Here is a 23,887-nt window from a genome sequence, read left to right as displayed (position 1 = left end):
ATGAATGAGCCTGGAATCCGTTCGCGCCTTCTTCGCCGAAAAAGTCCCCGACATTACAGTGATGGAATCCCCGATCAGCTCGGCCACGGTGCCGCTGGCCGCCGAGGCCTATGGCGTTGAGCCCGGGATGATCGCCAAAACGCTATCGTTGCGTGTCGGCGAGCGCGTGATCCTGATCGTCGCCGCCGGCACTTCGCGCATGGACAACAAGAAGGTGAAGGCCCAATTCGGCGGCAAGCCGAAGATGCTGGGGCTGGAAGAGGTCGCCGGGATCACCGGCCACGAGGTCGGCGGTGTCTGCCCGTTCGGGCTGAAATCGCCACTGCCGATTTACTGCGATGTGTCGCTGAGGGCGTTTGACGTGGTGGTACCGGCCGCGGGCTCGACCCACAGCGCCGTGCGCATTGCGCCGGAGCGGATGGCTGAGCTGGTCGCGGCCGAATGGGTCGACGTCTGCGAGCACAGGCCCTAGTCAGCGCTAGTCATCGTCATCATAAGGCCGCGGCTGCGCGAGCGGAGGCGCAGCGTTGTAGCGCGGCGGCGGCACGGGTCGACCGCGCGGAACCTGCTGCTGCGGTTGCATCTGGTTGTTGGACTGGAACACCGCGCGACAGCCGCTCGACAGTTGCGGCGTGTTCTCTCGCAGGCAAGCCGTGATGCGGCCCACGTCCGGAATCTGATCGCTGCACAAGCGCCATACGTCGGGTGTGCAAGCCATCTGCTGTTCCATCGTTCCGCGATACTCTTCGGCGAAGGCAGCGCCCTGCGCAGCGATGCCGCCGATCACAAGCGCCACACCCAGCGCAATCCGCTCTGTTCGCATGGTCCAGATCCCTTCCAATTCCCTCGATTTGTCTTCAATCAATGAGGCGCGGACAGGTTCTGAACCAACAACAAAATGTGAAAGCGCGGCCGGAACCTACTCCACCTTGCCGATCTTCTTGACCGCCGCGATCAACCGCTTGCTGTCATCAGCCACGAACTCGGAGAAGGCCGGCGCGTCCTGATAGGCAACGAGACTGCCCGAAATGTCGAAAGCCCTCAGCACATCAGGGCTCGTCATCACCTGCGCCATTGCTTCGCGCAGGCGGCCGGCGATCGGCGCGGGAAGTGAGCGCTGCGCAAACAGGCCCGCCCAGATATACATCTCGACATCCTTGTAGCCGAGTTCCTGGAAGGTCGGCACGTCGGGGAAGCTCGCGATGCGCTTTGCGCCGCAATTGCCGAGCACGCGCAACTTGCCGTCGTCGACCTGCGGCTTCAGCGTCCCTGGTGCCGCCGCGATCGCCTGCACGGTGCCACCGAGCAACGCGGTGAGCGCGGGACCGGCGCCGCGAAACGGCACATGCAGCAGCTTGATGTCGGCGCTGCTCGCAAACATCTCCATCGCCACATGCAGCGTGCCGTAAGGCCCGGACGAGCCGTAGGTGATCTGGCCCGGGCGCCTCTTTGCATCCTCGACGAAATCCTGCGCCGTCTTCCAGGGTGCCGAGGCCGGCACCGCGAGCAGCGTGGGATCGGCCAGCACGCGCGCGATCGGCATGAACTGCGAGACCTCATAGGCGACGGGCCGGTCGAACAGCCGGTCGGCCTCGGGGAGCACCGCGAGCGAGGACAGCGTCATCAGCAGCGTGTAGCCGTCGGGCTCCGCGCGCGCAGCGGCAGCATTGCCCACCGATCCGCCGCCACCGCCGGCGCGATTGTCGACGATCACCGGCTTGCCAAGGATCCGCTCCAGCGCCATCGCCACCGGGCGCGCCGCCAGATCGGCCTGTCCGCCGGCCGGGAACGGCACGATCATGGTGATGTTGCGCACGGGATAGGTTTGCGCGAAGACCTTGTCCGGCAAAGCAGCCCGCAACAGCGGCAATGAAGCAGCCGCGCGCAAAAGATCGCGTCGATCCATCATGGTCCCCTACCCCCCGTTTTTCTTTTGTACGCCAACCTAGCGTGCCGCGCGCCAAGAACAAGGCGTTAACGAAGCATTGACCATGTTGGGCCCGGTCAGGAACGCATCCGTGAAGCCGCTGTTGCCCTCCCTGAGGGAGTGAGTGATGCGGAATCTTGCGACCATCGACGTCGCCCTGGACGAGATGCTGGTGAATCTCGCAGCGATCGTGTTGCGGCTTTCGAAGCCCGAATTGACGCGAACGCCGGAAGCGCGGCGCGCCTTGGCGCAATCCGTCCATCAATATGCGGTGTGCGCGGCGCGATCGACCGACCCGCGGGTGCATGAATTAAAGTCGCAGCTGGACCGGACGCTGAAGCCGAGCTTGCGCATCGTCGCGATCGATGGCGTGAAGGTGTCGGAGTAGTCAGGCTTCATCATTGCGAGCGATTGCTTCGCTGCGCTCGCAATGACGGAGGGCGTTGAAGCTGCTCGCCCTACGACGCCTTTACCTTCCCGCGTGGCCGCCGCTTGCAGGTGCCCGGCAGCTTCGCTGCGAGGAAATCGCCGAGGGCTTCGACGCGGGCGGGGCGCGGCCCGCCGGGCGGGGTGACGAGATGCACGGCACCCTCGGCCTGCTTCCAGTCTTTCAGGATCACTTCGACTTCGCCCGATGCGATCGCTTCGCCGACGATGAACTCGGGAAGCTCGGCGATGCCGAGGCCGGCGATCAGCGCGGGCATCACCGCTTCGCCGTTGTTGACGCGGAGCTGGCCGCCCGGACGCACGCTGGCCTGCTCGCCGGCCGAATTGGTGTAGTGCCAGACGTTCGGCGTCGAGAGATAGGCGTAAGCGAAGCATTTGTGCTCGGCCAGATGCATCGGATGCGTCGGCCGTCCCTCGCGCTTGAGATAGGACGGTGCCGCCACCGTGAAGCGGGGCATGGTGAAGAGCCGCCGCGCGATCAGCGAGGAATCCGGCAGCCGCGCGATCCGCACCGCCATGTCAAAGCCCTCGCCGATCAGGTCGACGGTCGCATCGCTCAGATGCAGATCAACCGAGACTTCCGGATAGGCCTCGAAAAACTCCGGCAGCAGCGGCGCCACCGCCTTGATGCCGAACGTCATGGGCACGGCGAGCCGGACCAGCCCGCGCGGTGCCACCGATTGCGCCAGCGCCTCGTTCTCCGCCGCCTCGCCGTCGGCGAGCAGGCGCGTGGCGCGGTCGGCGAGCTTGTGGCCGGCATCGGTCAGCGCGAGCCGGCGCGAGGTGCGGTTGAACAGGCGCGCGCCGAGCCGCTCCTCCAGCCGGGTCACTGCCTTGGACACCGTCGCCTTGGACATTGCGAGCTCGCCGGCTGCCCCCGCAAACGACCGTAACTCCACGACTTTTGCGAAAATCGCGAGCGCCTCGAAATCGGGGAGTTTTGCCATGGTGGTCGGCCTCTAAAGGTCTATTTGGGAAACAATACGTTTCAACAGTTTCTATTTCTATACCACAGGCGGCGGCCTATCCAAGGGTCATCAGACATTCAGGACTGGAGAAATCCAATGACCAAGAAGCTCTCAGGCAAGGTTGCCCTCGTCACCGGCGGCTCGCGCGGCATCGGCGCCGCCTCGGCCCGCGCGCTCGCCGATGAAGGCGCCGATGTCGCCATCAGCTATGTCGCTTCGCCCGACAAGGCCGAAGCCGTCGTCGCCGAACTGAAGGCTCGCGGCGTCAAGGCCCGTGCCTTCAAGGCCGATCAGGCCTCGGCCAAGGACGTCACCAAGCTCGTCAACGACGTGGCGAAGGAGTTCGGCCATCTCGACATCCTCGTCAACAATGCCGGCGTCGCCGCCGGCGGCGCGACCGACGACGCCAATGCCGACACCGGCGCGCTGGAACGTCAGGACTCCGTCAACGTGCACGGCGTGATCGCGGCGATCCGCGCCGCCTCGCAATTGATGGGTGAAGGCGGCCGTATCGTCACTGTCGGATCGATGCTTGCGGACCGCGCCTCGTTCCCGGGTCTTGCGGACTACGTCGCCACCAAGGCGGCCGTGGTCGGCTACACCAAGGGCGCGGCACGCGACCTCGGCCCGCACGGCATCACCGTCAACGTGGTGCAGCCCGGCTCGATCAACACCGACATGAATCCGGACGACGACCGCGACTTCGCGGAAGCCCAGCGCAAGCAGCACGCGCTGCAACGCTTCGGACGCCCCGAGGAAGTCGCGGCCGGAATCGTCTTCCTCGCCAGCCCGGAAGCCTCCTTCGTCACCGGCACCGTGCTCAACGTCGACGGCGGGTTTGGCGCCTGATCAAGGCGTCTCCCCCTCACCTCAAGGAATTACGCAGATGATCGAACTCAGACCTTTCGACAAGCTCGGCGGCGCCGATCACGGCTGGCTGAAAGCAAAACATCATTTCTCCTTCGCGAGCCACTATGACCCCGACAACATGGGCCATGGCGCCTTGCGGGTGTGGAACGACGACGAGATCGCGCCGAACACCGGCTTTCCCGCTCATCCCCACGCCAACATGGAGATCATCACCTATGTGCGCGAGGGCGCGATCACCCATCAGGACAGCCTCGGCAACGAGGGTCGCACTGAAGCGGGCGACGTGCAGGTGATGAGCGCCGGCAGCGGCATCCGCCACTCCGAGTACAATCTCGAGCCAACGCAGACCCGGATATTCCAGATCTGGATCGAGCCAGTGGCACGCGGCGGACAGCCGACCTGGGGTTCGAAGCCGTTTCCGAAGTCGGACCGCTCCGGCAAGCTCGTCACCATCGCGAGCGGTATCGCGGGTGACACGGACGCACTGCCGATCCGCGCCGATGCGCGGGTGCTCGCCACCACGCTGAAGGCTGGCGAAAGCGCCGAGTACGCGCCCGAGAGGTCGCGGCATCTCTATCTCGTGCCCGCGGCGGGTTCAGTCGAGGTCAACGGCGTTCGGGTCAACGCCCGCGATGGCGCCGCGATCCGCGACGAAGCCAAGCTGAAGATCACGGCCCTGGAAGACACCGAGCTCGTGCTCGTCGACGCGGCGTAACGGCTCTCTCCGTCATGGCCGGGCTTGTCCCGGCCATCCACGCCTCTCCACGAGGAAACAAGAACGTGGATGCCCGGGACAAGGCCGGGCATGACGACCCCAGCAATCAACCCCTCAAATCTACATTCAACGGAGACCACCATGACCAAAGTTCTCGTCCTGTATTATTCCGCCTATGGCCACATCGAAGCGATGGCGAATGCGGTCGCCGAAGGCGCACGCGAAGCCGGCGTCACCGTCGACATCAAGCGCGTGCCCGAGTTGGTGCCCGCCGAAGTCGCGAAAGCCTCGTACTACAAGGTCGATCAGGCCGCGCCCGTCGCCGAGATCGCGGACCTCGCCAATTACGACGCGATCATCGTCGGCACCGGCACCCGCTTCGGCCGGATGGCCTCGCAGATGGCGAACTTTTTGGACCAGGCCGGCGGGCTCTGGGCCAAGGGCGCGCTGCACGGCAAAGTCGGTGGCGCCTTCACCGCGACCGCAACCCAGCATGGCGGACAGGAGACGACGTTGTTCTCGATCATCACCAACCTCCTGCATTTCGGCATGACGGTGGTCGGCCTGAACTACGGCTTCGCCGGCCAGATGAAGCTCGACGAGGTCACCGGCGGTTCACCTTACGGCGCCACCACGATCACCGGCGGCGACGGAAGCCGCCAGCCCAGCGCCAACGAGCTCGCCGGCGCGCGCTATCAGGGGCGCCAGATCGCGGAGATTGCCAAGAAACTTCATGGCTGATGCGACGCGGGCGGCATTCTCATTCGGGAATGCCGCCTGACTTGACGTTGTGACGCGCTGGTGACCCGCTAGGCCTGCGTGATGTCGGCGTGGGGCCTGATTGAATCCGTCACGACGGGCGCCGGTGCGGTCGACAACCACCAGCCCTCGCCGGCGAACCAGCACGTCTCGTCGGGAGTGCCCTCTCTCCGCAACGACTGCACGCCGTCCCATCCTCCTGCGAACGCCTCGGCCAGCCGCCGGGCGGCATCCGCATCCTGTAATCCCGCGCAGCCGATGAATTGCGCACGCCCCAGGAATTTGGCGGGCCAGACCGCACCCTCATCCGGGCGCGTGATCATCAACATACCTCCGAGCATGCCTTCGGGCGCCAGCGGAAACACCAGCCGTCCGCCGGGTCGCAGCGCATCGAGCCATTCCGTGGCCGGCTGCGCCGCGCCCGCGCAGACATAGATCACGTCAGCCGCCGGCAGATCGGACGCGATGCCCGAACGATCGTGCACCTCGACATGGGCGATATACTTCAGATTGTCGCGCGCGAGTCCTGCCAGGCGTTCGTCGATCTCATAGGCATGGACGCGGCCGCCGGGTCCGACGAGATGCGCGAGGATCGCAGTGTAATAGCCGCTGCCCGCGCCGATCTGGATCACGGTCTCGCCTTGCTTCACGGCGCAGCCGCCGAGCCAATAGGCGTGCGCACCGGGCATCCCGATATTGAGGCCGCGCGCGCTGTCGAGCGCCAGCAGCGCGTTCTGATAGAGGAACGCGGGATCGTCATCGGGCGTCACGACATAGGGATGGCCGCCGAGGGAGATCGACCACGGCCCGGGCCCGACGAATGGCTCGCGCCTGACGGTCCGGAAGGCCTCCTCGATACGGGGATCCACGGCCCTTGCCGCGGCGCAGATCAACTGCGCATAGAATGCGCGATATTTTGCCGAACGATCTTCCATGTCACCTCCGGTAAGCGGAGAGGACGATAGCACAACGATTGCGATCATCGAAGCTCGGCGCAATCGAAGGCTTTATGACGGCGCGGTGACTGTCGATCGCGCGGGCCACGCCTCAACCGCGTTCGGTTTTCTTCCTGACGAGGTCTTTGCCGATCGGTCGCGCCGGCTCGCTCCGGAGCACCAGCGAGGTCGTCACAGCGCCAAAACCGGCGATACGATCCACGATCGTCTCCAGATCTTCCGGCGCCGGGACGAGCACCTTGAGCACGAAGCAGTCATCACCCGTCACGCGATGGACTTCGATGATGTGGGGAATCTCGCCGAACCGCTTGAGGCAGGTCTTGATGTGCTCATGCGACGTCCGCAGCCGGACCAGCGCCATCAAGCCAAGCCCGAGGGCGCGCGGGTTAACGCGGGCGCCGTAGCCTTCGATGATTCCGGCTTCCTCCAGCCGCTTGACGCGCTCGGAGACCGCCGGCTGGGACAGCCCGACGGAACGGCCGAGCTCGGACAGCGGCACGCGTGCATTGGCTTGCAGCGCCTCCAGAATCTTCAGGTCCTTGGCGTCGATGCTCCCGAAGCGATCCAACACAATTCTCCATTCCGCCTTGAAAATCATCGGCAGACGGTCGATTCCGCCGATGACTTGCCATGTGATGCAGCACCGCGATCGGTCACAGTGCGTCCATCTCAGATATCATGGGACGATCATGCACGACATCATCACATTGCCCGGTCTCGGCGGCTCCGGAGAGACCCATTGGCAGACGCTGTGGGAGCGCGCCGATGCGCGCATCACGCGATTTCAGCCGGCGAGCTGGGACCAGCCTGATCTCGCCGACTGGGAGCAATCCCTGGAGCGGACGATCGCGCGCTGCGCGACGCCGCCAGTGCTGGTCGCACACAGTCTCGCCTGCCTGCTGGTGGCGCATTGGGCCGCCCGCTTCTCCTCCGCGATTGCCGGCGCATTTCTGGTCGCAGTCCCCGATCCGGACGGCGCCAATTTTCCTGTCGAAGCCACATCGTTCAGACGGGTGCCGGATGGCTCGCTGCGCCTTCCCGCGCTGATCATCGCGAGCACGAATGATCCCTACGGCGCGCTCGAGGCGACACAGCGACGGGCGCGCGATTGGCGGTCCGGTCTCATCGTGGCGGGCGCACTCGGCCACATCAATGCCTCGAGCGGGCTCGGCGACTGGCCGCAGGGCCGTGCGTTACTGGACGCCTTTCGTGCGGGCCTTCAAAGATGACCGCGAGCAAGACAGCTTCTGTCAGCGCGTGCCTTTGCCCATCGCGCGCGCCGCAAGAGCGGCGAGCCTGGGGTGGCGACGCAGCCCTTGCGCGGCATGGTCGCGCCAGACGTAAGGCACGCCGCGCCAGGACAGCGCGACACTGACATCGGTCAGCGGCACCTGTTCGGCACCGAGGCGGCGCTTGTAATCCTGGTTGCCGATGCTGAGATCGAAGCGGCGCACGCCCTGCGCATGCAGCGTCTCCATGGTGCGTTCGGTCACGAGCAGCCCCGGAGAGAAGTTCGCCAAGGTCCTGCCGGTATGACTGATGCGCAGCAGGAAATAGGTCGCGCCGTATCTGACGCCGAGCGTGGTCGCAACGATACCCTTGTCGCAGAGCAGCGCCGAGACGACGGCATAGCCTTCAGCGACACCTTGCCGTGCCACCTCGCGATAGAAACCGGCGTGAACATCGTCGTTGAGAACGAACCGCTCGCCGAGCTGCCTCATCCGCTCCTCTTGCTGCACGTCCATCACGTCGAGGAATTCTCGCGCGCGCTCGACATCCGTGGCGATCTCGAACCGCGCGTTGCCAAGACGGCTGAAGACGCGCCAGCACCGTGGCAGTTGTAGACGCCTGAGCGACGCCCGATAGTCGGCATAGTCGTCGCCCACGAGCACGAGGTTGCCGTTGACCGAGCAGGATCCGATACGGCCGAGCGACACCAGCGGGTTGGGCTTGCCGCCGACATGAGCCGGCATCTTCTTCAGGCGCAACAGGTCGAAGCCGTCAGGCAGGGCGCGCAGGGCATTGACCAGGGCCACACCGATTGCGCGCGCGCCGGCAGCATCGAACGTCGCATCGCAGGCCAGGATCGGCGCGTTGTTGTCGGAGATGCCGAGATCGGCGAACTCGACGACACGGATGCCGCGCCTGACATGGCTCATCATCGGCACCACCGCGATGTCCCTGCCAGTCGCGGCGTCGGAGATCAATGCGATCAGCGGGGCGTGGTCGTGAAATGCCTCGTACCAGGCGCCGAGCCAGTAACCATGCTGGAAAGCGGTGCGATGGCCGGCATTCAGGCGCAAAGCGGCCTGCCGCCAGTCACGTATGAAATCGACGGCGATTTCCGACGTGCTGGACGATACCCGATCATCTGGTTGCTCGACGCTGAGAAACGTCATCCGCGGGGCATGCAGTTACTGAATGTTTCCAGATAGATTATGTTTTGCCGTAGATCACAAGTTGCGTTGCTGCTTATCGTTAAGCGGATACCACTTCCCTGTCCCTGCGACCGATGGACTGCTGCGACAAGCTGTCAGCGCCCGGGTTCCACCCGCTCGACGCATTGGAACCGCGCCAGGAAGTGCAGGCCGGCGGCGGCCAGCGCGAACATGAACCAGACCGGATTCTGCCGCTCGAGCAGGAAGGTTTCAGTCGTGCCGAAATACAGGCCGAACAGCCATATGGTCAGGAACAGCTTGCCCAGCGCGTTGCTGCGATTGTGGGCCTGGACCGCCTGAAAGTTGCGAAGCGGCGCGAGCACGAAGATGAGGACGACCAGCAGCAGGCCCGGCAGGCCGACGGTGATGGCGAGGTCGAGATAGCTGTTGTGGCTGTGCGCCGCGGTCACGGCCCATTCGGAGCCCTTGGCGGTCTGGCGCTCGGTCACATCGTCCCAGAACGCGGCATAGCCGTGGCCGACGATCGGCTTTTCGGCAACGGCTGCGAGCGCGAATTCCCAGATGTCGGAGCGGCCGGTGAAGGTGGGGTCGACCGGAAGCAGCCGCGTCACGGAGCTCAGCGCCGGGCTGAGGACGCTGCCGACCGTCAGCAGGTTCATCACGATCAGCGGTGCAAAGCAGATGATCCGCTTCAGCCACAGGCTGCGCGTGACGTAGACGAGCGAGGCCAGCACATAGATGGCAAGGCAAAGCACCGACGAGGTCTTGCCTCCGGTGAAGATCAGGAAGATGCCGGCAAGCAGCGCGATCGCTGGTCCCATCACGAACGAGCCGACCGCGGACAGGTAGATGCCGACGTAAACGAAAATGGTCATGACGGGCGAGGCGACGTTCTTGTGGCCAAAACTGCCGCGCCAGTCGCCGGCGAGCTGCGGCTCGGTGATGTCGAGTGCGGTATGGATGGAATATTGCGGCGCGAGGAAGACACCGAGATAGCACAGCGTCAGCAGCACCAGCGCGGCGCCGCCGAGGCACAGATTGAAGCTCCGCTGCGTCGGCGGCAGCAATGGCAGCAGCACGGCGAGCGACGTCACGCTGGCCGCGAGCGCGAAGCGCTGCATCGAAACGCCGCGGCTCTCCGAGAAAACGATGTTGATCAGCATCCAGCCGACGAGGCCGAGGTGCAATGGTGTCACCAGGCTCTTCAGCGAAGGCGCATCCGTGGCGGCGACGAACAGCACCGCGACCGCAGCCAGCAGGCCCCAGGAGATATAGCCGAGCGCCATGCGTCCACCGACGACCGTGGCGACGTCTTCACTGCGCAAATCGGGAAACGGATCGAGCGTCACCAGCACGAGCAGCAAAGCCGCCACCGCGAGGAGGCAGCGCGCCGCCTGCGCGGCATTCAGCCCGGCGAGCCCATAACGCAGGACGTGGCCGAGCGATCGGGCCTCGACGTCGGTCATGTCAGCGGCGCTGCGATCCATGGCTGAAGAATCTCTGAAGATCCAGGTCTTAGCCCATCCCCGTTAACCATCCGTCAACCAGCACGCCGGAGGTGGCGGACACCTTCTGCTGCTGCGCCACACTGCGCGCGATCTCGTAATATTGCAGCGCGCGCTGTTCCAGCGTGAGATTGTCGAGCACGAAGCCGCGCGGATCGAATGTATTGGCCGCGCAGCCGGCCCAGAAATCGTCCCAGCCCGCCGCGAACCCGGCAGTGTCAGCGAATTTGGCGCCGCAGCGATGATCCCAATACGGCACCGACGATACCGGCGCGAACTGCACGCGGTGCGGATAATAATCGGGGTCCCGCCACGGGCCGCCGGGATCCCAGGCGAATACCGGCACGCCGCACGACAGCGCCTGCTGATAGGCGATGCCCTGGCTCTCGTTCTGGCACAGGAAGATCATCGCGCGGCAACGCGCCAGCGCGTCCTGATAGTCTTCTTCCTTGTAGCTGCCGTAACGCAGCTCCGTGAACGAGCGTCCCTCCCTGCGCAAACGCGCGCGGACGGGCTCGATCAGATCAGGCGCATAGCGCTCGCGGTCCCAATGGACCTTGTCGTAGATCAGCACGTCGACGGTCTTTTGCGAGGCGCGCGACGGCGCCCAGAGATCCGTGTCGATGCCGACCGGCCAGGCCTCGGTGTCCGGCCAATGCGGCCGGTACATGTCGGCATACCATGGGCCGGGCACCACGACCTTCTTCACCGGCAGACGCTTGAACAGATTAGGATCGTCCAGCGGATGATTGTGGGCGGCGACCCCGAGCAGGATCGGGTTCTTCCACGCGAACTTGTCGAGCAGGAAGGTGCGGCCGATGATGCAGGCGACTTCCTCGGGATGCTGCGCGATATGCCTGTAATCGTTGACGCGATAGCGGATATCGAGCCGGTCGAGCCCTGCGCAGAGATTGAGGAACACACGCAGCTGGCCGCTCATGCGCGGCTCGCCGAACAGCATGCGGCGCCCCATGCGCCGCAGATGCCGGTCGCCGGGAAACCAGCGATCGTCCTTGTCCTCGTAGAAAAGGTTGAGGACCATGTCGTCGGGATCGTAGTCGAATGTCTTTGCGGGCACTTCAGTCCATCCGCGGCAGCAAGATGCGTATTCTCGCATGGGACCGGCTGCCGCACGCGTCCAACTTTGCGACAGGCTTAATGCCATCGGCTTAACGCTAATTGACGAAACCAGCCTCGCGCAGGCCTTGCCGGAAACGATTTGGCCATAATGCGAGTATCATCCGCAGCGGCCGAGAATGCGAATGCTGGCATTTGCCAGCCCGGCAGATGTGCGCTGGTTAATGGACCCTTAAGAGCGAGCCGCAGCTTGATTACCGCTGACGACCTTCTCGATCTACCGACCGCGCCGCCCATCGCGCCAGGCGTGCACGACCCGTTGCCGGTCAGATCGATTGCCTCGGTGTCGGTCGTCATTCCCGCCAAGAACGTTGCGGCCTATATCGGCGAAACCATCGCGAGCGCGCTCGCGCAGGACGAGGTCACCGAGGTGATCGTCGTGGACGACGGCTCAACCGACGACACCATCGCAATCGTCCGCGCCGTGGCCGACCCCCGGCTGCACCTCATGACCAACGATTCGGCCGGCGTATCGGCCGCGCGCAATCTCGGCGCGCGACATGCGAGCGGCGACTGGCTCCTCTTCCTCGACGCCGACGACTGCCTGCGTTCCGGCGCGGTGGCGGCCTTGCTGGCCGCAGCGCGGCGTGCTCCCCGCGCCGTTCTGGTCTACGGCGACTACAACACGATCGATAGCCAGGGCCGGCAGATCGGCCGGCGCGAGTTGCTGAAGGGGCGCCGCAAGCCGTCCGGCGACGTGCTGGCGCGCCTCGCCGGCGGCAACTTCATCGTCAATGGCGGCATCGCGATCACGCGTGCAGAGGCCTTCCGCGCCGTCGGCGGCTTCGACGTCGGGCTCAGATATTGCGAGGATTGGCACTGCTGGTGCCGCCTTGCCGCTATCGGCGAGTTCGCGTTCGCACCAAAGCTCCTGCTCGACTATCGCCTGCACACGGCCAACACCATGAACGCAGCACTTCGGACGCCGCAGGATTTCTTTCCCGCCATCGCGCGGATCTTCGACGACGGGTTGATCCTGTCGAGACTGCCCGAGGGCTCCGCGGCCGGACTGCGCCAGGCCGCCGAGATTCATCTCGTCACCTATTCGGCGATGCAGGCGGTCCGCTTCGGCCGGTATCGCGAAGCCTTCGCGTATCTCGGAATGGTCGGGCGGCGGTCGCTCAAGTCCCTGCCGCGCTCCGCGCTCAGGGTCGCCCTCACCTGCTTCGGCATCTAGCCGGACACGATCTTCGAGGCCTCGTATGGCTTCGGATCGAAACCGAAGGCTGCGAGCGCAGCACCAAATGCCACCATCACCGGATGCATCGCGACGACGACCTTCGACGTCGGCAGCAGCCGGGCCCCGCGCAGCAGCGACAGCGGCAGCCGGCCGAGCATCTGCGCGAAGACCCGCACCCGCGCCGTCACGCCTCGCGCAGCCTTGTACTGCACGCGATAATTGATCGCACCGATGCGCAGGCCGCGCTTTGCGATCCAGCCGGAGCTGGTGCGGCTTTGCGGCACGGTCTCGGTGATGACGGCCTCCGCCGTCCAGTGGAAGACCATACCGGCATCGCGGCAGCGCACGAAGAAATCGCAGTCGCCGCCGCCGAGGAAATTGAATCGCAGATCGAAGGCCGGGCTTTCGAGCCGGTCGAACGCCGCGCGCGTGATCAGGCAATTGCCGCAGCCATAGATCAGCGGCACCGCGCCGGTGTAGTCGTAGGCCGGACAGAAGGCGGGATGACGCGAAAGCCAAGGCTTGCTGTCATCATCGAAGACCGGCAGCACCGGTCCGCCGACCACGTCGGCGCCCGTCGCCTCCGCGGTGCGAACCATCAACTCGAGCCAGTCGCTTGATGCGATCTCGTCGTCGTCGATCATCAGGAACCGGGTCGCGGCCGGAAACAGCGCCTGCGCCGTCTCGAAGGCGGCGTTGATCGCCTGACAATTGCCCTGACGCTGCTCGACCAGGCAGATGCCCTGGAGCCGGCCGTCGGCGAGAAACTCTGCGGCGACCGGCGCGCTCTCGCGCTTGGCGGCGTCGTTCTCGACCATCACCACCGCGAAGGAGCGCGGGGTCCGCTGGTTCACCAGCGAGTCCAGCGTCAGCCGCAGATGCTGCGGGCGGCGGAAGCAGGGAATGCAGACGACGATGCCGACCGACAGATCGATGACACGGGAGCTCGCCGCGATCTCCCGGTTGGGATCGCGCACGGCATCCGAGATCCGGCTGGCGGACAGGTCTGTCGGGATCAATGTCATGGCGTTCTAGTTGCCCGAGATATGTTGAAAAAGCCCTGCATGCATCGGCGCCGTCCCGCGACGGCACAGTACCGCGAAACAGATGCGTGCCAAAGCGGACAGAAGGCTCGAGACGCGAAACGGTGCTTTCGTGCGGATCCGCCGATAATGCAGCCTTGCCGCCATACGCTTAACCGCTCTCACGTGTTTTCCCTGCAAATCCATGCGCGCGTGGTACTGCAATTCGCGGTCCAACGTCCGCCGACGCTGCGATGCGGAGAATGCCGTAGTTAACGCCCATGCGCATTAACCCGACCGTAAGCACCGCGACCGGTGAAGCGGGGCGGCATCAGATTTGCTCTTCGGGCCTACGAGATTTTTCCTGTAAATTTGAATCGAACAAGCGCGGTCAGAAAATATGAACAAGCAAGCCACGATCGATTTCGCGACAGCCACGGCGATCAACGCCCCCGCGGCCACTGCACACACCCAGGCACTGCTCGATCTGGTCCCCGGCGAAGCCCGCGACAGCCTGCTCGCCGTTCACGACTTGCTGCGCCGCGAACTGCCGCAGGGCCGGCTCGCCACCTATGAAGCCGGCGGCGGCTCGTGCAGCTTTCTGCCGACTGAATTGCTGAGCCGCAGCCACGTCACCGTCGTCGACATCGACGAGGACCAGGTCAAGAACAACAATTATGCGGACGAGGCAATTCTCGGCGACGTGCAGACCTACCGCTCCACGCCCGAGAGCTTTGATCTCGTGATTTGCTACAACGTGATCGAGCATCTTCCCGATGTCGAAGCTGCGCTGCTGAATTTCCGCGACGCGCTCAAGCGCGGCGGGATGATCCTGATCGGCGCGCCCAATCCGCGCTCGCTGTCCGGCGTCGTCACCAAATACTCGCCACACTGGTTTCACGTCTGGTTCTATCGGCACATCCGCGGCATCAAGAATGCCGGCCAGCCGGGCGAGCCGCCCTTCCCGACCTTCTTTCATCCGCTGGTGACGCTGCCGCGGCTCGAAGCATTCGCGCACGCCAACGGCCTCGAGATGGTCTACCGCCGCGAGGTCGAGAGCCCGCGCTATCCCGAGATGCGCCGGCGCAAGCCGCTGTTTGCCGCCCTGGTCGACGCCGGCGCCGTCGTGCTGAACGCCGTGCTGCCGCGCGGGACCGACGTCCGCCGCGGCGATTATCACGTCATCCTGCGAAAAAGCTGACAATGCGCGCGCAGCTCGTCGAACGAGAAGCGAAGTTTCGCGGCCTCGCTGCGCGCGGTAACGAACCGTTAATCTCTGGGAGGCCTCAGCGTCACTGGGACGCGTCGAACAGTGGCATGCGCTTAAACGCTTTGTTTGCCATTTCGGTGAATAGTCCCTCAATGAGTATGGTTAATTTTCCCTGTTGCGTTGATTGGGCGCCTATATCCCGGGTGCGTGGCGTAAAGCGAAGAGTAACCCCTCAGCCCGCGGCAGCTGGAATGGAAGCTGGGGATCATGCTTGACTATAGCCAGCCGATCGATCGGGCCAGACCGGAGGGCCCGCAGCAAAGGCTCGAAGCCGGCTTCAACGTGCTGGAGCTGGTCAATTTGCTTTGGCGGCGCAAGATCGCGATTGCGGCTGCCGCCCTGCTCGGCGCGACGCTTGCGGTCACAGCCGGCAAGAGCCTGACGCCCCGCTACACAGCCACGTCCCAGCTCTATGTCGACCCGCGCGAGCTTCAGCTCGTCGATCGCGAGCTCACCCCGCGCGCGCAGGACGTCTCCGGCATGTCCATGGTGGTGGAGAGCCAGGCGCGCCTGATCACCTCCAACGGCGTGCTGCTCCAGGTGATCCAGCAGGCCGGCCTCGACAAGGATCCCGAATTCGGCGGCGGCGGCGATACCAGGACGCTGATGTCGTCGCTGCTCGGCCTGATTGGCCTTCAACCCCGCGCGCCGTCCGCTGTTGATACGAAGGAAGTGCAGCTTGCGGCGCTTGACGCGCTGAACCGGCACATCACGATCCGCAAGACCGAGAAGAGCTTCATCGTCGACATCGAGGTCTGGTCGACCGATCCGGCCAAGGCGGCGATGCTCGCCAACACGCTGACCAACGTTTATCTCGCGGATTCGCGCAATTCACAAGCGCTGGCGGCCCGGCGTGCGACCAGCGACCTGTCCGGCCGCCTCAAGGAGCTGCGCGAGCGACTGCGCAACGCCGAGACCGCGCTTGCGACCTACAAGGCCCAGAACAATTTCGTCGGCACCCAGGACGCGCTGATCAGCGACCAGCAGCTCTCCGCCAGCAACCAGCGGCTTTCCGCGGCCCGCGCGGCGACGATGGACGCGCAAGCCCGGCTCGACCAGATCGAGGCGAGCCGGCGCACGGCGGCCGATGCCGGCGCGAATCCCGAAGCGCTGCAATCGCCGACAATCGCGAATTTGCGCGCGCAATATGCCGATGCCCGCAAGAAATATGCGGAGCAGACCGGCGAGCTCGGCCCGCGCCATCCGGCGCTGCGCCAGACCGAGAAGCAGGTCGAGGATCTCAAGCGCACCATCAGCGAGGAGATCGATCGCTTCGCCCAGTCGGCCAAGAACGATCTGACGCGGGCCCGCGATTACGAGGCTTCGCTGAACCGGGCGCTGGAAGCGCAGAAGCGGCAGAGCGTGCAGCTCAGCCAGGCCGCCGTGCGCCTGCGCGAGCTCGAACGCGAAGCCGATGCCAGCCGCGACGTCTATCAGTCCTTCCTCAAGCGCTCGCGCGAGACCGAGGAGCAGGAGACACTCAACACCTCGGCGGCCCGCGTCGTCGGCGAAGCCACGGTGCCGCAGCGGCGCTCGTTCCCGCCGGCGATGAGCCTGTTCGCCATGATCGGCTTCGTCTTCGGTGCGATCGCGGCTTCAAGCTGGTTCGTCGCAGCCGAGCTGCTGTTTGCCGGCGCACCCACGCCGGCCCGCCGTGAGCGCAACGCAGCGCCGCAGGCTCCCCGGGCTCCAGAAACTTCGCGGGCTCCGGAGATCACCCGGCCTCAACAGGTTTCGCGATCTCCGGAAGTTGCCCAGGCTCCCCCTGAACCTGCCGCACCACCGCTGCAACCCGCGATGGTCGAAAGGCCCCTGATCGAAAAGCCGCTGATCGCGCGCCTCCAGGAGGCCGACGTCATCCATACGCTCGGCGCCATTCTCGCCACCGGCGGCGGCGTCGACCTGACACGGCTGGGCTGGCCGACGCTGCGGCCCGGCTTCCCCCTCACGAGCCTGCTCAACGCCTGGCGTGACATGCGCGCAGCCGTGGCCCGGCGCGCCGGCGGCAAGGCGATGCCTGTGGTCGCGCTGCTCGGTGCCGGCGACACCGTTGGGCGCAGCATGACCGCGCTGAATTTCGCGCTCGCAGCCGCGCGCGACGGCGCCCGCGTGCTGATGATCGATGCCGACCATCAGGCACATTCGCTCTCGAACAAGGTCAATCGTTCCGGCAAGAGCGAGCCGAGCGCACGCGGCTGGCTCTCGATCGGCAGCAAGGCCGCGCGCGAGATCAAGACGGTCAACGGCATCTCGGTGCTGCCGGCTGCCGAAGGCGACGCCGGCAAGGCGGCTGAGGCCATCCGCAAGGCGATTGCACAGGCGCGCGCCGCAGGCGGCTACGACCTCGTGATCCTCGACGGCCCCGCAATGCCGCTTTCGGCCGGCGCCCGCAAGCTGCTCGATGACACCGATGCGCTGGTGGCAGTGCTCCCGACCGGCCTCGACATCAATGACGGCCTCGAAGAAATCTTGAGCACGCTCGGCCGCGCCGAGCGCAAGCTCGTTGGCGTCGTGCTCGACGAGCTGACCCCAGCAACCCAAGCGCGCCAACGAGGCAGACAATATGCTTGAGCGCCGCGTCAACCTGGACGGCCGGGCGGCAACCGCCGACGTGCCGCGCATCACCATCGGCGGCCTTCGCATGGCCGCGCTCGACATGGAAGCCACCGCCGATTTCATGATCGAGGCCACCGATCCGCAACACCGCATCGGCCGTCCGCTGCATCTGACCTCGGCCAATGGCGAGGTGCTGGCGCGCTGCTCGACCGAACCGGAGACCGAACGACTGTTTCGCGGCGCCGATCTGATCAACGCCGATGGCCAGCCGCTGGTGGCGGCCTCAAGACTGCAATCCTGGTTTCCGCTGCCCGAACGCGTCGCGACCACCGACCTGTTTCACGTCGTCGCACGCAAAGCCGAAGCGCTTGGCCGCACCTTCTACATGTTCGGCGCCAGCGAGGCCGAGAACGCCGCTGCGGTCGAGAACGTCCAAAAGATGTATCCAAACCTCAAGATCGTCGGGCATAGCCACGGCTACCTGCGCGGCGATGCCCTGCGCGCGAAGGTCGAGGAAATCAACGCGCTCGCGCCCGATTACCTCTGGGTCGCGCTCGGTGTGCCCAACGAGCAGGCATTCGTTGAGGAATACATGCCGCTGATGACCAATGTTGGCGTTATCAAGACATCCGGCGGGTTGTTCAACTTTTTATCGGGCAGCCGATCCCGCGCGCCGCGATGGATGCAGAAAATCGGGTTGGAATGGGCCTGGCGCACCATGCTCGAGCCACGACGCCTGCTCTGGCGCTATTTGACCACCAACCCCCGCGCGCTCTATCTTCTCTTCAGCCGCAATCGGCCGCTTCGTTAAGAGAGAAGAGCAGAAGACGACATGACTGACCGACCGACTGTCCTCGTTACAGGGGGCGCAGGCTATATTGGCTCGCATGCCTGCCGCGCACTGACCGCCGCCGGCTATCAGCCCGTCGTTTATGACAATCTCTCGACAGGGCATCGCAGTTTCGTGGCCGGCCCGCTGGTGACGGGCGATCTGCTCGACGGTGCGGCGCTGGCGCGCGCCTTCGCCGAGCACAAGGTCACGGCGGTGATGCATTTCGCGGCGGCGAGCCTCGTCGGCGAGTCCATGACCGACCCGCAGAAATATTACATCAACAACGTCCAGGGCACGCTGTCGCTGCTGCAGGCGATGCGAAATGCGGGTTGCCAGCGCATCGTGTTCTCCTCGACCGGCGCCGTCTACGGCAACGCCGATTCCAAGGAGCTGCCGGAAGATTTTCCCTGCGCGCCGATCAATCCCTATGGTGCGTCGAAATGGATGATCGAGCGCATGCTCGCCGATTATCGCGCAGCCTACGGCTTTGGCGCGTTCTGCCTGCGCTATTTCAACGCCAGCGGCGCCGACCCGGCCGGCGGCATCGGCGAGCTGCGTGACAACGAGACCCATCTCATTCCGCGCGCCATGATGGCGCTGCAAGGCCATGTCGATTTCGCCGTGTTCGGCGACGATTACGATACGCCCGACGGCACCGCGATCCGCGACTATATCCATGTCACCGACCTTGCCGCCGCGCATGTCGCCGCATTGAAGCTTCTGGAAACGGGACATGCCGGCGGCAGCTTCAATCTCGGCACCGGCTCCGGCTTCTCGGTGCGCGAGATCCTCAACGCCATCAGGCAGGAGACCGGGCGCGAGGTGCCGCACACCATGAAGCCGCGCCGCGCCGGCGATCCCACTTACCTCGTCGCCGACGCCTCCGCCGCGCGAAAAGTGCTGAACTTCGTGCCGCGTCACTCCGACCTCGCCACGGTGATCCGGACCGCCTGGGCCTGGCACCAGAAGGCGCATCCGCTGAGGGCACGTTAAGCAACCGTAACATCCGTACCTTGCCTGCCGTGCCTCCAAACGGCTAGAATGGGCCTTCGCTGCCGCCGTTGGCGTATCGCCGACGGCCGCATTTTCGGGCATCGCCGACGATGAGGTCGGGATGCATGGCTCGGCCGATTTGCGCGAGCCGATTTTTTCCGAGCGTCAAGGCCACGATCGAATTCGCGTGACGGCCTGTCATCACGCGCGGATTCCGGGAGTACCGACCGCATGCATCAGGCTGCACGCCTAGAGTTCGAGCGCGTGATGGATGAGTTCGTCCGCTGGCATGTCGTGCCGGAAGACGAGCGCTCGCCCGCGCCTGCCTGGTGGTGGGGACCCGCCATGACAGTGGTCGACGACCAGGAACCGATGAGCCGCGCCTGGTGCGTCGAGCTCGGGTTGAACGAAGGCACGAGCTTCGCCGATGGCGCGCGCACGATTCTGGCGCTGTTCGTCGAGCAGACTTCGCTGACGGGACCGCAGGATTTTCCGAGCAAGGCAGAAGGCGCCGACCACGAGGTCCGCGAGCTGCATCCGCAGCCGCTAGATGACAGCGCGTTTCAGCCGTAGCGCCACGGCTTCGGCCACCGCGCGATCCGGCTCTGGCTCGGGCTGAAGCGGCGGTGCGACCGGCAGAGCCATCGGCCGCAGCAGCTCGGCCATCTGCTTCGCCGGCACCGGCTTGGAGATCAGGAAACCCTGCATCTCGTCGCAGCCATGGCTGCGCAGGAACGCTTCCTGCTCGGTGTTCTCGACGCCCTCGGCGACCACGGTCATGCCGAGCGCCTTGCCCATGCTGATGATCGCCTGCGCGATCGCCTGATCTTCCGAATCCTGCGGCAAGTCGCGCACGAAGGAGCGGTCGATCTTGATGGTGTCGATCGGAAAATGCTTCATCAGCGACATCGACGAATAGCCGGTGCCGAAATCGTCGATGGCAAGCCGGATGCCGCGGCTCTGGATGGCGTCGAGCACCTTCAGCGCGCGCCCGACATTGCGCATCATCATGCTCTCGGTGACCTCGAGCTGGAGCAGCACCGGCGACATGCCGGAGGCCGCCAGCGCTTCGTCGACGTCCTGCAACAGATGCTCGTCGACAAACTGCCGTGGCGACAGATTGACCGCCATCGACACCGGCAAGAGGCCGCGGCGCTGCCAGGCCATGGCCTGCGCGCAGGCTTCCTTCACCACCCAGCGGCCGATCGGCACGATCAGCCCGGTTTCCTCCGCAAGCGGAATGAACTGCGCCGGCGAGATGCTGCCGAGATCCGGGTGCGTCCAGCGCAGCAGCGCTTCCACGCCGGTGATCTGGCTGGTCTCCATGTCCACCTTGGGCTGGTAGTTCAGGGAGAACTGCTCGCGCTCCAGCGCCCGGCGCAGCGCGCTCTCGAGCGAGAGCCGTTCGATCGACTGCGTCTTCACTTCCTTGGAGAAGAAGCGATAGCCGTTCTTGCCGTCTTCCTTGGCGAGATACATCGCCATGTCGGCGTTCTTGGTCAGCGTCTGCGCATCGGAGCCGTTGGCCGGATACATCGCGATGCCGATCGAGGCCGTGGTGTGGCACTCGTGACCGGCCAGCTCCATCGGCTCGGCGAGCGCCGCGAGCAACCCGGCCGAGATCCGCTGGACGTCGTCGAGATCGCCGCACCGGTCGAGGATCACCACGAATTCGTCGCCGCCGAGGCGCGCGACCACGTCGCTTGCCCGCAGCGCGCTGCGGAGCCGGGTCGCGACTTCGAGCAGCAGCAAATCGCCAGCCTCATGGCCGAGCGAATCGTTGATGACCTTGAAGCGGTCGAGATCGATGAACAGCACCGCAAAACGGTGATCGTGGCGTTGCGCTTCGCCGATCGCCTCGCGCAGCAGCGCGTTGAAGGTCTCGCGGTTCGGCAAATCGGTGAGGCTGTCGTGCGAAGCGAGATACTCGATCCGCTCGTCGGCCTCGTTCTTCTCGTCGGCGCGATCGAAATTCTCCATCGCAAACGAGACGTTATCGGCGAGGCGTTGCAACAACTCGACGAACTCAGTCGTGAAGGTGTTCTCCTCGATCGACATGTAGATCATGACGCCGACAGCCTTGTCGTGCGTGATCAGCGGGAACGCCGCGCCGGAGCGCGCGCCGTCGCCTTGCAGCACCGCATGAAAGGCGCTCACACGGCTGTCATTGACGTAATCGTTGCTGACACAGGGCTGCCGGATGCGGAACGCCGTGCCGCTCATGCCGCGGCCCTCGGGCCGGTCGGCGTTGATGGAGAGACGAACGTTTCGCGTGGTCTCGGCGGACGGCCCCGCGGCCGCGACGATCGCGAGCTGATCGCTGTCGGCGCTGGCCAGCGCAATGGTCGTGGAGGTGAACTTGCCGCCGGTGGAGGCGGCCTGGCACACCAGCTCGAACAGCTCGGTGCGCGACTTCGCGCGCACGATCGCTTCATTGGTGGCGCTCAGCGCCGCGAACATCCGCGTCAGGCGCTCCTTCTGGGCCTCGGCCCGGGCCCGCTCCTCGGCCCGGTCGAATTTGTCGAGTGCAAAGGAGACGTTCTCCGCCAAGCGACCGAGCAACTGGATCAGGTCAGGCGTGAACGTGCCGCGCTCCTGCGAATTGAAGAGGAAGACGCCTTCGACGCGGTCGCCGTTGAGCAGCGGCAACGCCGCGGAAGATCCGATGCCGTTGCGGCGGGCGTTGGCCTGCCAGGGCTTGATCCGGTCGTCGGACAGCACGTCGTTGCTGATGCAGGGTTGGCGCGTCCGGAACGCGGTTCCGGTCAATCCCCGTCCTTCGGGCACCTGGTCGGACGTGGAGAACTTGAAGTTGCGGACAGTATCCGAGTTCGGGCCGTAGCAGGCGACGACGCGGAGCAGTTCGGCGTCGTGATCGACCAGCGCAATGTTGGCCGAGGTGAACTTGGCGCCCTTCGCGGTCGCTTCGCAAACGAGGTCGAACAGCTCGGCCCGCGAATGCGCGCGCAGGATCGCCTCATTGGTCGCGCTGAGCGCCGCATACATGCGCGCCAGGCGCTCCTCCTCCTCGGCGATCCGGGCCTTCTCGGCTTCACGGTCGAAATTGTCGATGGCGAAGCAGACGTTCTCGGCGATGCGCAGCATCAGCGCGACGATCTCCTCGTCCTTCGCCCAGGACTGGCTGAGGAAGGCGAGGATGACGCCGACGCTTTCACCGCGCCTGATCAGAGGCGCCGCGACGCATGCGGCAACGCCGGTGTTGGTATTGGCCTGCTCCCACGGCGTTCCCCTGGTGCGGCGCGCGAGATCGCGTTCGACCCAGGGCTTCTGCGTCCGGAACACCTCGCCGGAAATGCCGCGACCGTAGGGATTCTCGGCATCGACGGAGTAACGGGTCCGGGCCACGATCTCCAGATTCTCGCCGCTGCCGGCGACAGGCTTCAGCCAATGCGAGTCCGGCTCCTTGAGCAGAACGAAGGTTGCGAGCGATTTGCCGCCGTGCACGGAGGCATCGCACACCAATTGGTAGAGTTCCTGCTCGGTCTTGGCGCGCAGGATGGCCTCGTTGGTCGCGCTGAGCGCGCTGAACATGCGGTTCAGGCGCCGCGTCGCGCGCTCGCCGGTCTGCCGCGCGGTCTCGCGCGCGAAATTGTCCAGGGCATAGGAAATGTTGGCCGACATGCGCTCGAACAGCGACACCATCTGCTCGTTGAGCGAACCGGCCTCGCGGCGGGTCACGTACAGCACGCCGACGCTCTTGCCGTTGCACAGCAGCGGCAGCGCCGCAGCCGCGCCGATCTCGGCCCTGGCGGCGCCCTCGCGCCACGCCAGCGAGCGCGGATCGTTCAGATAGTCGTTGCTCACGCACAGCTTCTGATCGCGAAATGCTTCGCCGCCGACGCCAGAGCCTTCCGGCGTGCCGGCGTCCGTGGTGATCTCGATCGAGCGCAGCCGCGGGATATCGTCGCCGCAACCGGCCGCAAAGCGCAGCCGACCGCCGTCCGGTCCCACCAGGAATACGGCCACGGCCAAAAAATCCCCGCTCGAAAACCCGGCGTCGCAGACCTTCTGGTACAGCTCGTCCGGCGATTTCGCGTAGAGGATCGCTTCGTTGATGGCGCTCAACGCCGCAAAGGTGCGCGCGAGTGTCGTCGGCACGATCTCAACTCCCGGGCATTTCTGCCGATTTCTCCCGGGTACCTTTATGAAGGGACACCGCCTAAATGGTCGTTATTGCGCGCCGCAAACCCTCGATCAGAGTGAACGAGCTGCGAACGACAGGCGCCAAACTATCGGGAATGCCGCAGCACGGGAGGAATCTTCGACCAAAGGCGCGCTCTGTTTACGAATTTGCAGCCCTGTGTTGGTTTACGGGAGATTGATATCGCTG

Annotated in this window: 22 protein-coding genes; 12 read left to right on the top strand and 10 right to left on the bottom strand. The window is 65.1% G+C overall.

What is annotated here, in order from left to right; translation table 11 throughout:
* The first annotated feature begins 4 nt into the window (after positions 1-4).
* Positions 5-472 carry a YbaK/EbsC family protein gene (locus B5V03_RS40110; RefSeq protein ID WP_129275924.1) on the top strand — a complete coding sequence of 156 codons (468 nt, stop codon included), beginning with the start codon at positions 5-7 and terminating at the stop codon, positions 470-472.
* A 6-nt stretch (positions 473-478) separates the two neighbouring features.
* Here B5V03_RS40110 and B5V03_RS40105 read toward each other — a convergent pair whose 3' ends face one another.
* Both B5V03_RS40105 and B5V03_RS40100 read right to left on the bottom strand, forming a co-directional pair.
* The gene (locus tag B5V03_RS40105; RefSeq protein WP_129275981.1) at positions 479-823 is read right to left on the bottom strand and encodes a hypothetical protein; all 345 of its coding nucleotides are present in this window, start codon (positions 821-823) and stop codon (positions 479-481) included.
* 96 nt (positions 824-919) lie between these two features.
* Entirely contained in the window at positions 920-1,906 is a 987-nt protein-coding gene (locus B5V03_RS40100; RefSeq protein ID WP_129275980.1) for a tripartite tricarboxylate transporter substrate binding protein, read from the bottom strand.
* Positions 1,907-2,054: 148 nt separating this feature from the next.
* Here B5V03_RS40100 and B5V03_RS40095 point away from each other — a divergent pair, with 148 nt between their 5' ends.
* Complete coding sequence (locus tag B5V03_RS40095; RefSeq protein WP_164988626.1) at positions 2,055-2,315, top strand: hypothetical protein; 261 nt, start codon at positions 2,055-2,057, stop codon at positions 2,313-2,315.
* Positions 2,316-2,385: 70 nt separating this feature from the next.
* Here the strand turns inward: B5V03_RS40095 and B5V03_RS40090 are convergent, their stop codons facing one another.
* Positions 2,386-3,321 (bottom strand): LysR family transcriptional regulator, encoded by a 936-nt coding sequence (locus B5V03_RS40090; RefSeq protein ID WP_129275922.1) that lies wholly within the window; start codon positions 3,319-3,321, stop codon positions 2,386-2,388.
* A gap of 117 nt (positions 3,322-3,438) precedes the next feature.
* On the opposite strand from B5V03_RS40090, the gene B5V03_RS40085 reads away from it, so the two are divergent.
* From B5V03_RS40085 to wrbA, 3 genes are all read left to right on the top strand, one after another.
* Complete coding sequence (locus B5V03_RS40085; protein ID WP_129275921.1) at positions 3,439-4,191, top strand: SDR family NAD(P)-dependent oxidoreductase; 753 nt, start codon at positions 3,439-3,441, stop codon at positions 4,189-4,191.
* A gap of 37 nt (positions 4,192-4,228) precedes the next feature.
* Positions 4,229-4,927 carry a pirin family protein gene (locus B5V03_RS40080; RefSeq protein WP_129275920.1) on the top strand — a complete coding sequence of 233 codons (699 nt, stop codon included), beginning with the start codon at positions 4,229-4,231 and terminating at the stop codon, positions 4,925-4,927.
* Positions 4,928-5,068: 141 nt separating this feature from the next.
* Complete coding sequence (gene wrbA, locus B5V03_RS40075) at positions 5,069-5,668, top strand: NAD(P)H:quinone oxidoreductase (protein ID WP_129275919.1); 600 nt, start codon at positions 5,069-5,071, stop codon at positions 5,666-5,668.
* A gap of 68 nt (positions 5,669-5,736) precedes the next feature.
* Here wrbA and B5V03_RS40070 read toward each other — a convergent pair whose 3' ends face one another.
* On the bottom strand, positions 5,737-6,621 hold the full coding sequence (locus B5V03_RS40070) for a protein-L-isoaspartate O-methyltransferase family protein (RefSeq protein ID WP_164988625.1): 885 nt from the start codon (positions 6,619-6,621) through the stop codon (positions 5,737-5,739).
* Positions 6,622-6,733: 112 nt separating this feature from the next.
* The gene (locus B5V03_RS40065; RefSeq protein ID WP_129275918.1) at positions 6,734-7,210 is read right to left on the bottom strand and encodes an Lrp/AsnC family transcriptional regulator; all 477 of its coding nucleotides are present in this window, start codon (positions 7,208-7,210) and stop codon (positions 6,734-6,736) included.
* Positions 7,211-7,331: 121 nt separating this feature from the next.
* Between B5V03_RS40065 and B5V03_RS40060 the strand changes: the two genes are divergently transcribed.
* Complete coding sequence (locus tag B5V03_RS40060; protein WP_129275917.1) at positions 7,332-7,871, top strand: RBBP9/YdeN family alpha/beta hydrolase; 540 nt, start codon at positions 7,332-7,334, stop codon at positions 7,869-7,871.
* Between the two features lie 21 nt (positions 7,872-7,892).
* On the opposite strand, the gene B5V03_RS41970 is transcribed toward B5V03_RS40060, so the two are convergent.
* From B5V03_RS41970 to B5V03_RS40045, 3 genes are all read right to left on the bottom strand, one after another.
* Complete coding sequence (locus B5V03_RS41970) at positions 7,893-9,041, bottom strand: GNAT family N-acetyltransferase (protein WP_164988623.1); 1,149 nt, start codon at positions 9,039-9,041, stop codon at positions 7,893-7,895.
* 134 nt (positions 9,042-9,175) lie between these two features.
* On the bottom strand, positions 9,176-10,528 hold the full coding sequence (locus B5V03_RS40050; protein WP_129275916.1) for an O-antigen ligase family protein: 1,353 nt from the start codon (positions 10,526-10,528) through the stop codon (positions 9,176-9,178).
* 28 nt (positions 10,529-10,556) lie between these two features.
* On the bottom strand, positions 10,557-11,624 hold the full coding sequence (locus B5V03_RS40045; protein ID WP_164988622.1) for a glycosyltransferase: 1,068 nt from the start codon (positions 11,622-11,624) through the stop codon (positions 10,557-10,559).
* A 249-nt stretch (positions 11,625-11,873) separates the two neighbouring features.
* Here B5V03_RS40045 and B5V03_RS40040 point away from each other — a divergent pair, with 249 nt between their 5' ends.
* Positions 11,874-12,860 carry a glycosyltransferase gene (locus B5V03_RS40040; protein WP_164988621.1) on the top strand — a complete coding sequence of 329 codons (987 nt, stop codon included), beginning with the start codon at positions 11,874-11,876 and terminating at the stop codon, positions 12,858-12,860.
* Here B5V03_RS40040 and B5V03_RS40035 read toward each other — a convergent pair.
* Positions 12,857-13,888 (bottom strand): glycosyltransferase family 2 protein, encoded by a 1,032-nt coding sequence (locus tag B5V03_RS40035; RefSeq protein ID WP_129275913.1) that lies wholly within the window; start codon positions 13,886-13,888, stop codon positions 12,857-12,859. The genes B5V03_RS40040 and B5V03_RS40035 overlap by 4 nt on opposite strands.
* A gap of 397 nt (positions 13,889-14,285) precedes the next feature.
* On the opposite strand from B5V03_RS40035, the gene B5V03_RS40030 reads away from it, so the two are divergent.
* The 5 genes from B5V03_RS40030 (at position 14,286) to B5V03_RS40010 (ending at position 20,109) form a co-directional block, all read left to right on the top strand.
* Positions 14,286-15,086: a class I SAM-dependent methyltransferase gene (locus B5V03_RS40030; RefSeq protein WP_129275912.1), complete on the top strand. Its 801-nt coding sequence runs from the start codon at positions 14,286-14,288 to the stop codon at positions 15,084-15,086.
* A gap of 276 nt (positions 15,087-15,362) precedes the next feature.
* Positions 15,363-17,726 carry an exopolysaccharide transport family protein gene (locus B5V03_RS40025; protein ID WP_129275911.1) on the top strand — a complete coding sequence of 788 codons (2,364 nt, stop codon included), beginning with the start codon at positions 15,363-15,365 and terminating at the stop codon, positions 17,724-17,726.
* On the top strand, positions 17,719-18,522 hold the full coding sequence (locus B5V03_RS40020) for a WecB/TagA/CpsF family glycosyltransferase (RefSeq protein ID WP_129275910.1): 804 nt from the start codon (positions 17,719-17,721) through the stop codon (positions 18,520-18,522). The genes B5V03_RS40025 and B5V03_RS40020 overlap by 8 nt, the downstream gene beginning before the upstream one ends.
* 21 nt (positions 18,523-18,543) lie before the next feature.
* Positions 18,544-19,536: a UDP-glucose 4-epimerase GalE gene (gene galE, locus B5V03_RS40015; RefSeq protein WP_129275909.1), complete on the top strand. Its 993-nt coding sequence runs from the start codon at positions 18,544-18,546 to the stop codon at positions 19,534-19,536.
* A 231-nt stretch (positions 19,537-19,767) separates the two neighbouring features.
* Entirely contained in the window at positions 19,768-20,109 is a 342-nt protein-coding gene (locus tag B5V03_RS40010; RefSeq protein ID WP_129275908.1) for a hypothetical protein, read from the top strand.
* Here the strand turns inward: B5V03_RS40010 and B5V03_RS40005 are convergent.
* Entirely contained in the window at positions 20,083-23,655 is a 3,573-nt protein-coding gene (locus tag B5V03_RS40005; RefSeq protein WP_164988620.1) for a bifunctional diguanylate cyclase/phosphodiesterase, read from the bottom strand. The two genes, B5V03_RS40010 and B5V03_RS40005, sit on opposite strands and share 27 nt — an antisense overlap.
* Positions 23,656-23,887 lie beyond the last annotated feature (232 nt).

This window comes from Bradyrhizobium betae (genome assembly GCF_004123905.1).
Taxonomy (GTDB): Bacteria; Pseudomonadota; Alphaproteobacteria; order Rhizobiales; family Xanthobacteraceae; genus Bradyrhizobium; species Bradyrhizobium betae_A.
The sequence above is the reverse complement of the archived record's forward strand: the minus strand, read 5'-3'. Positions and strand labels throughout refer to the sequence as shown.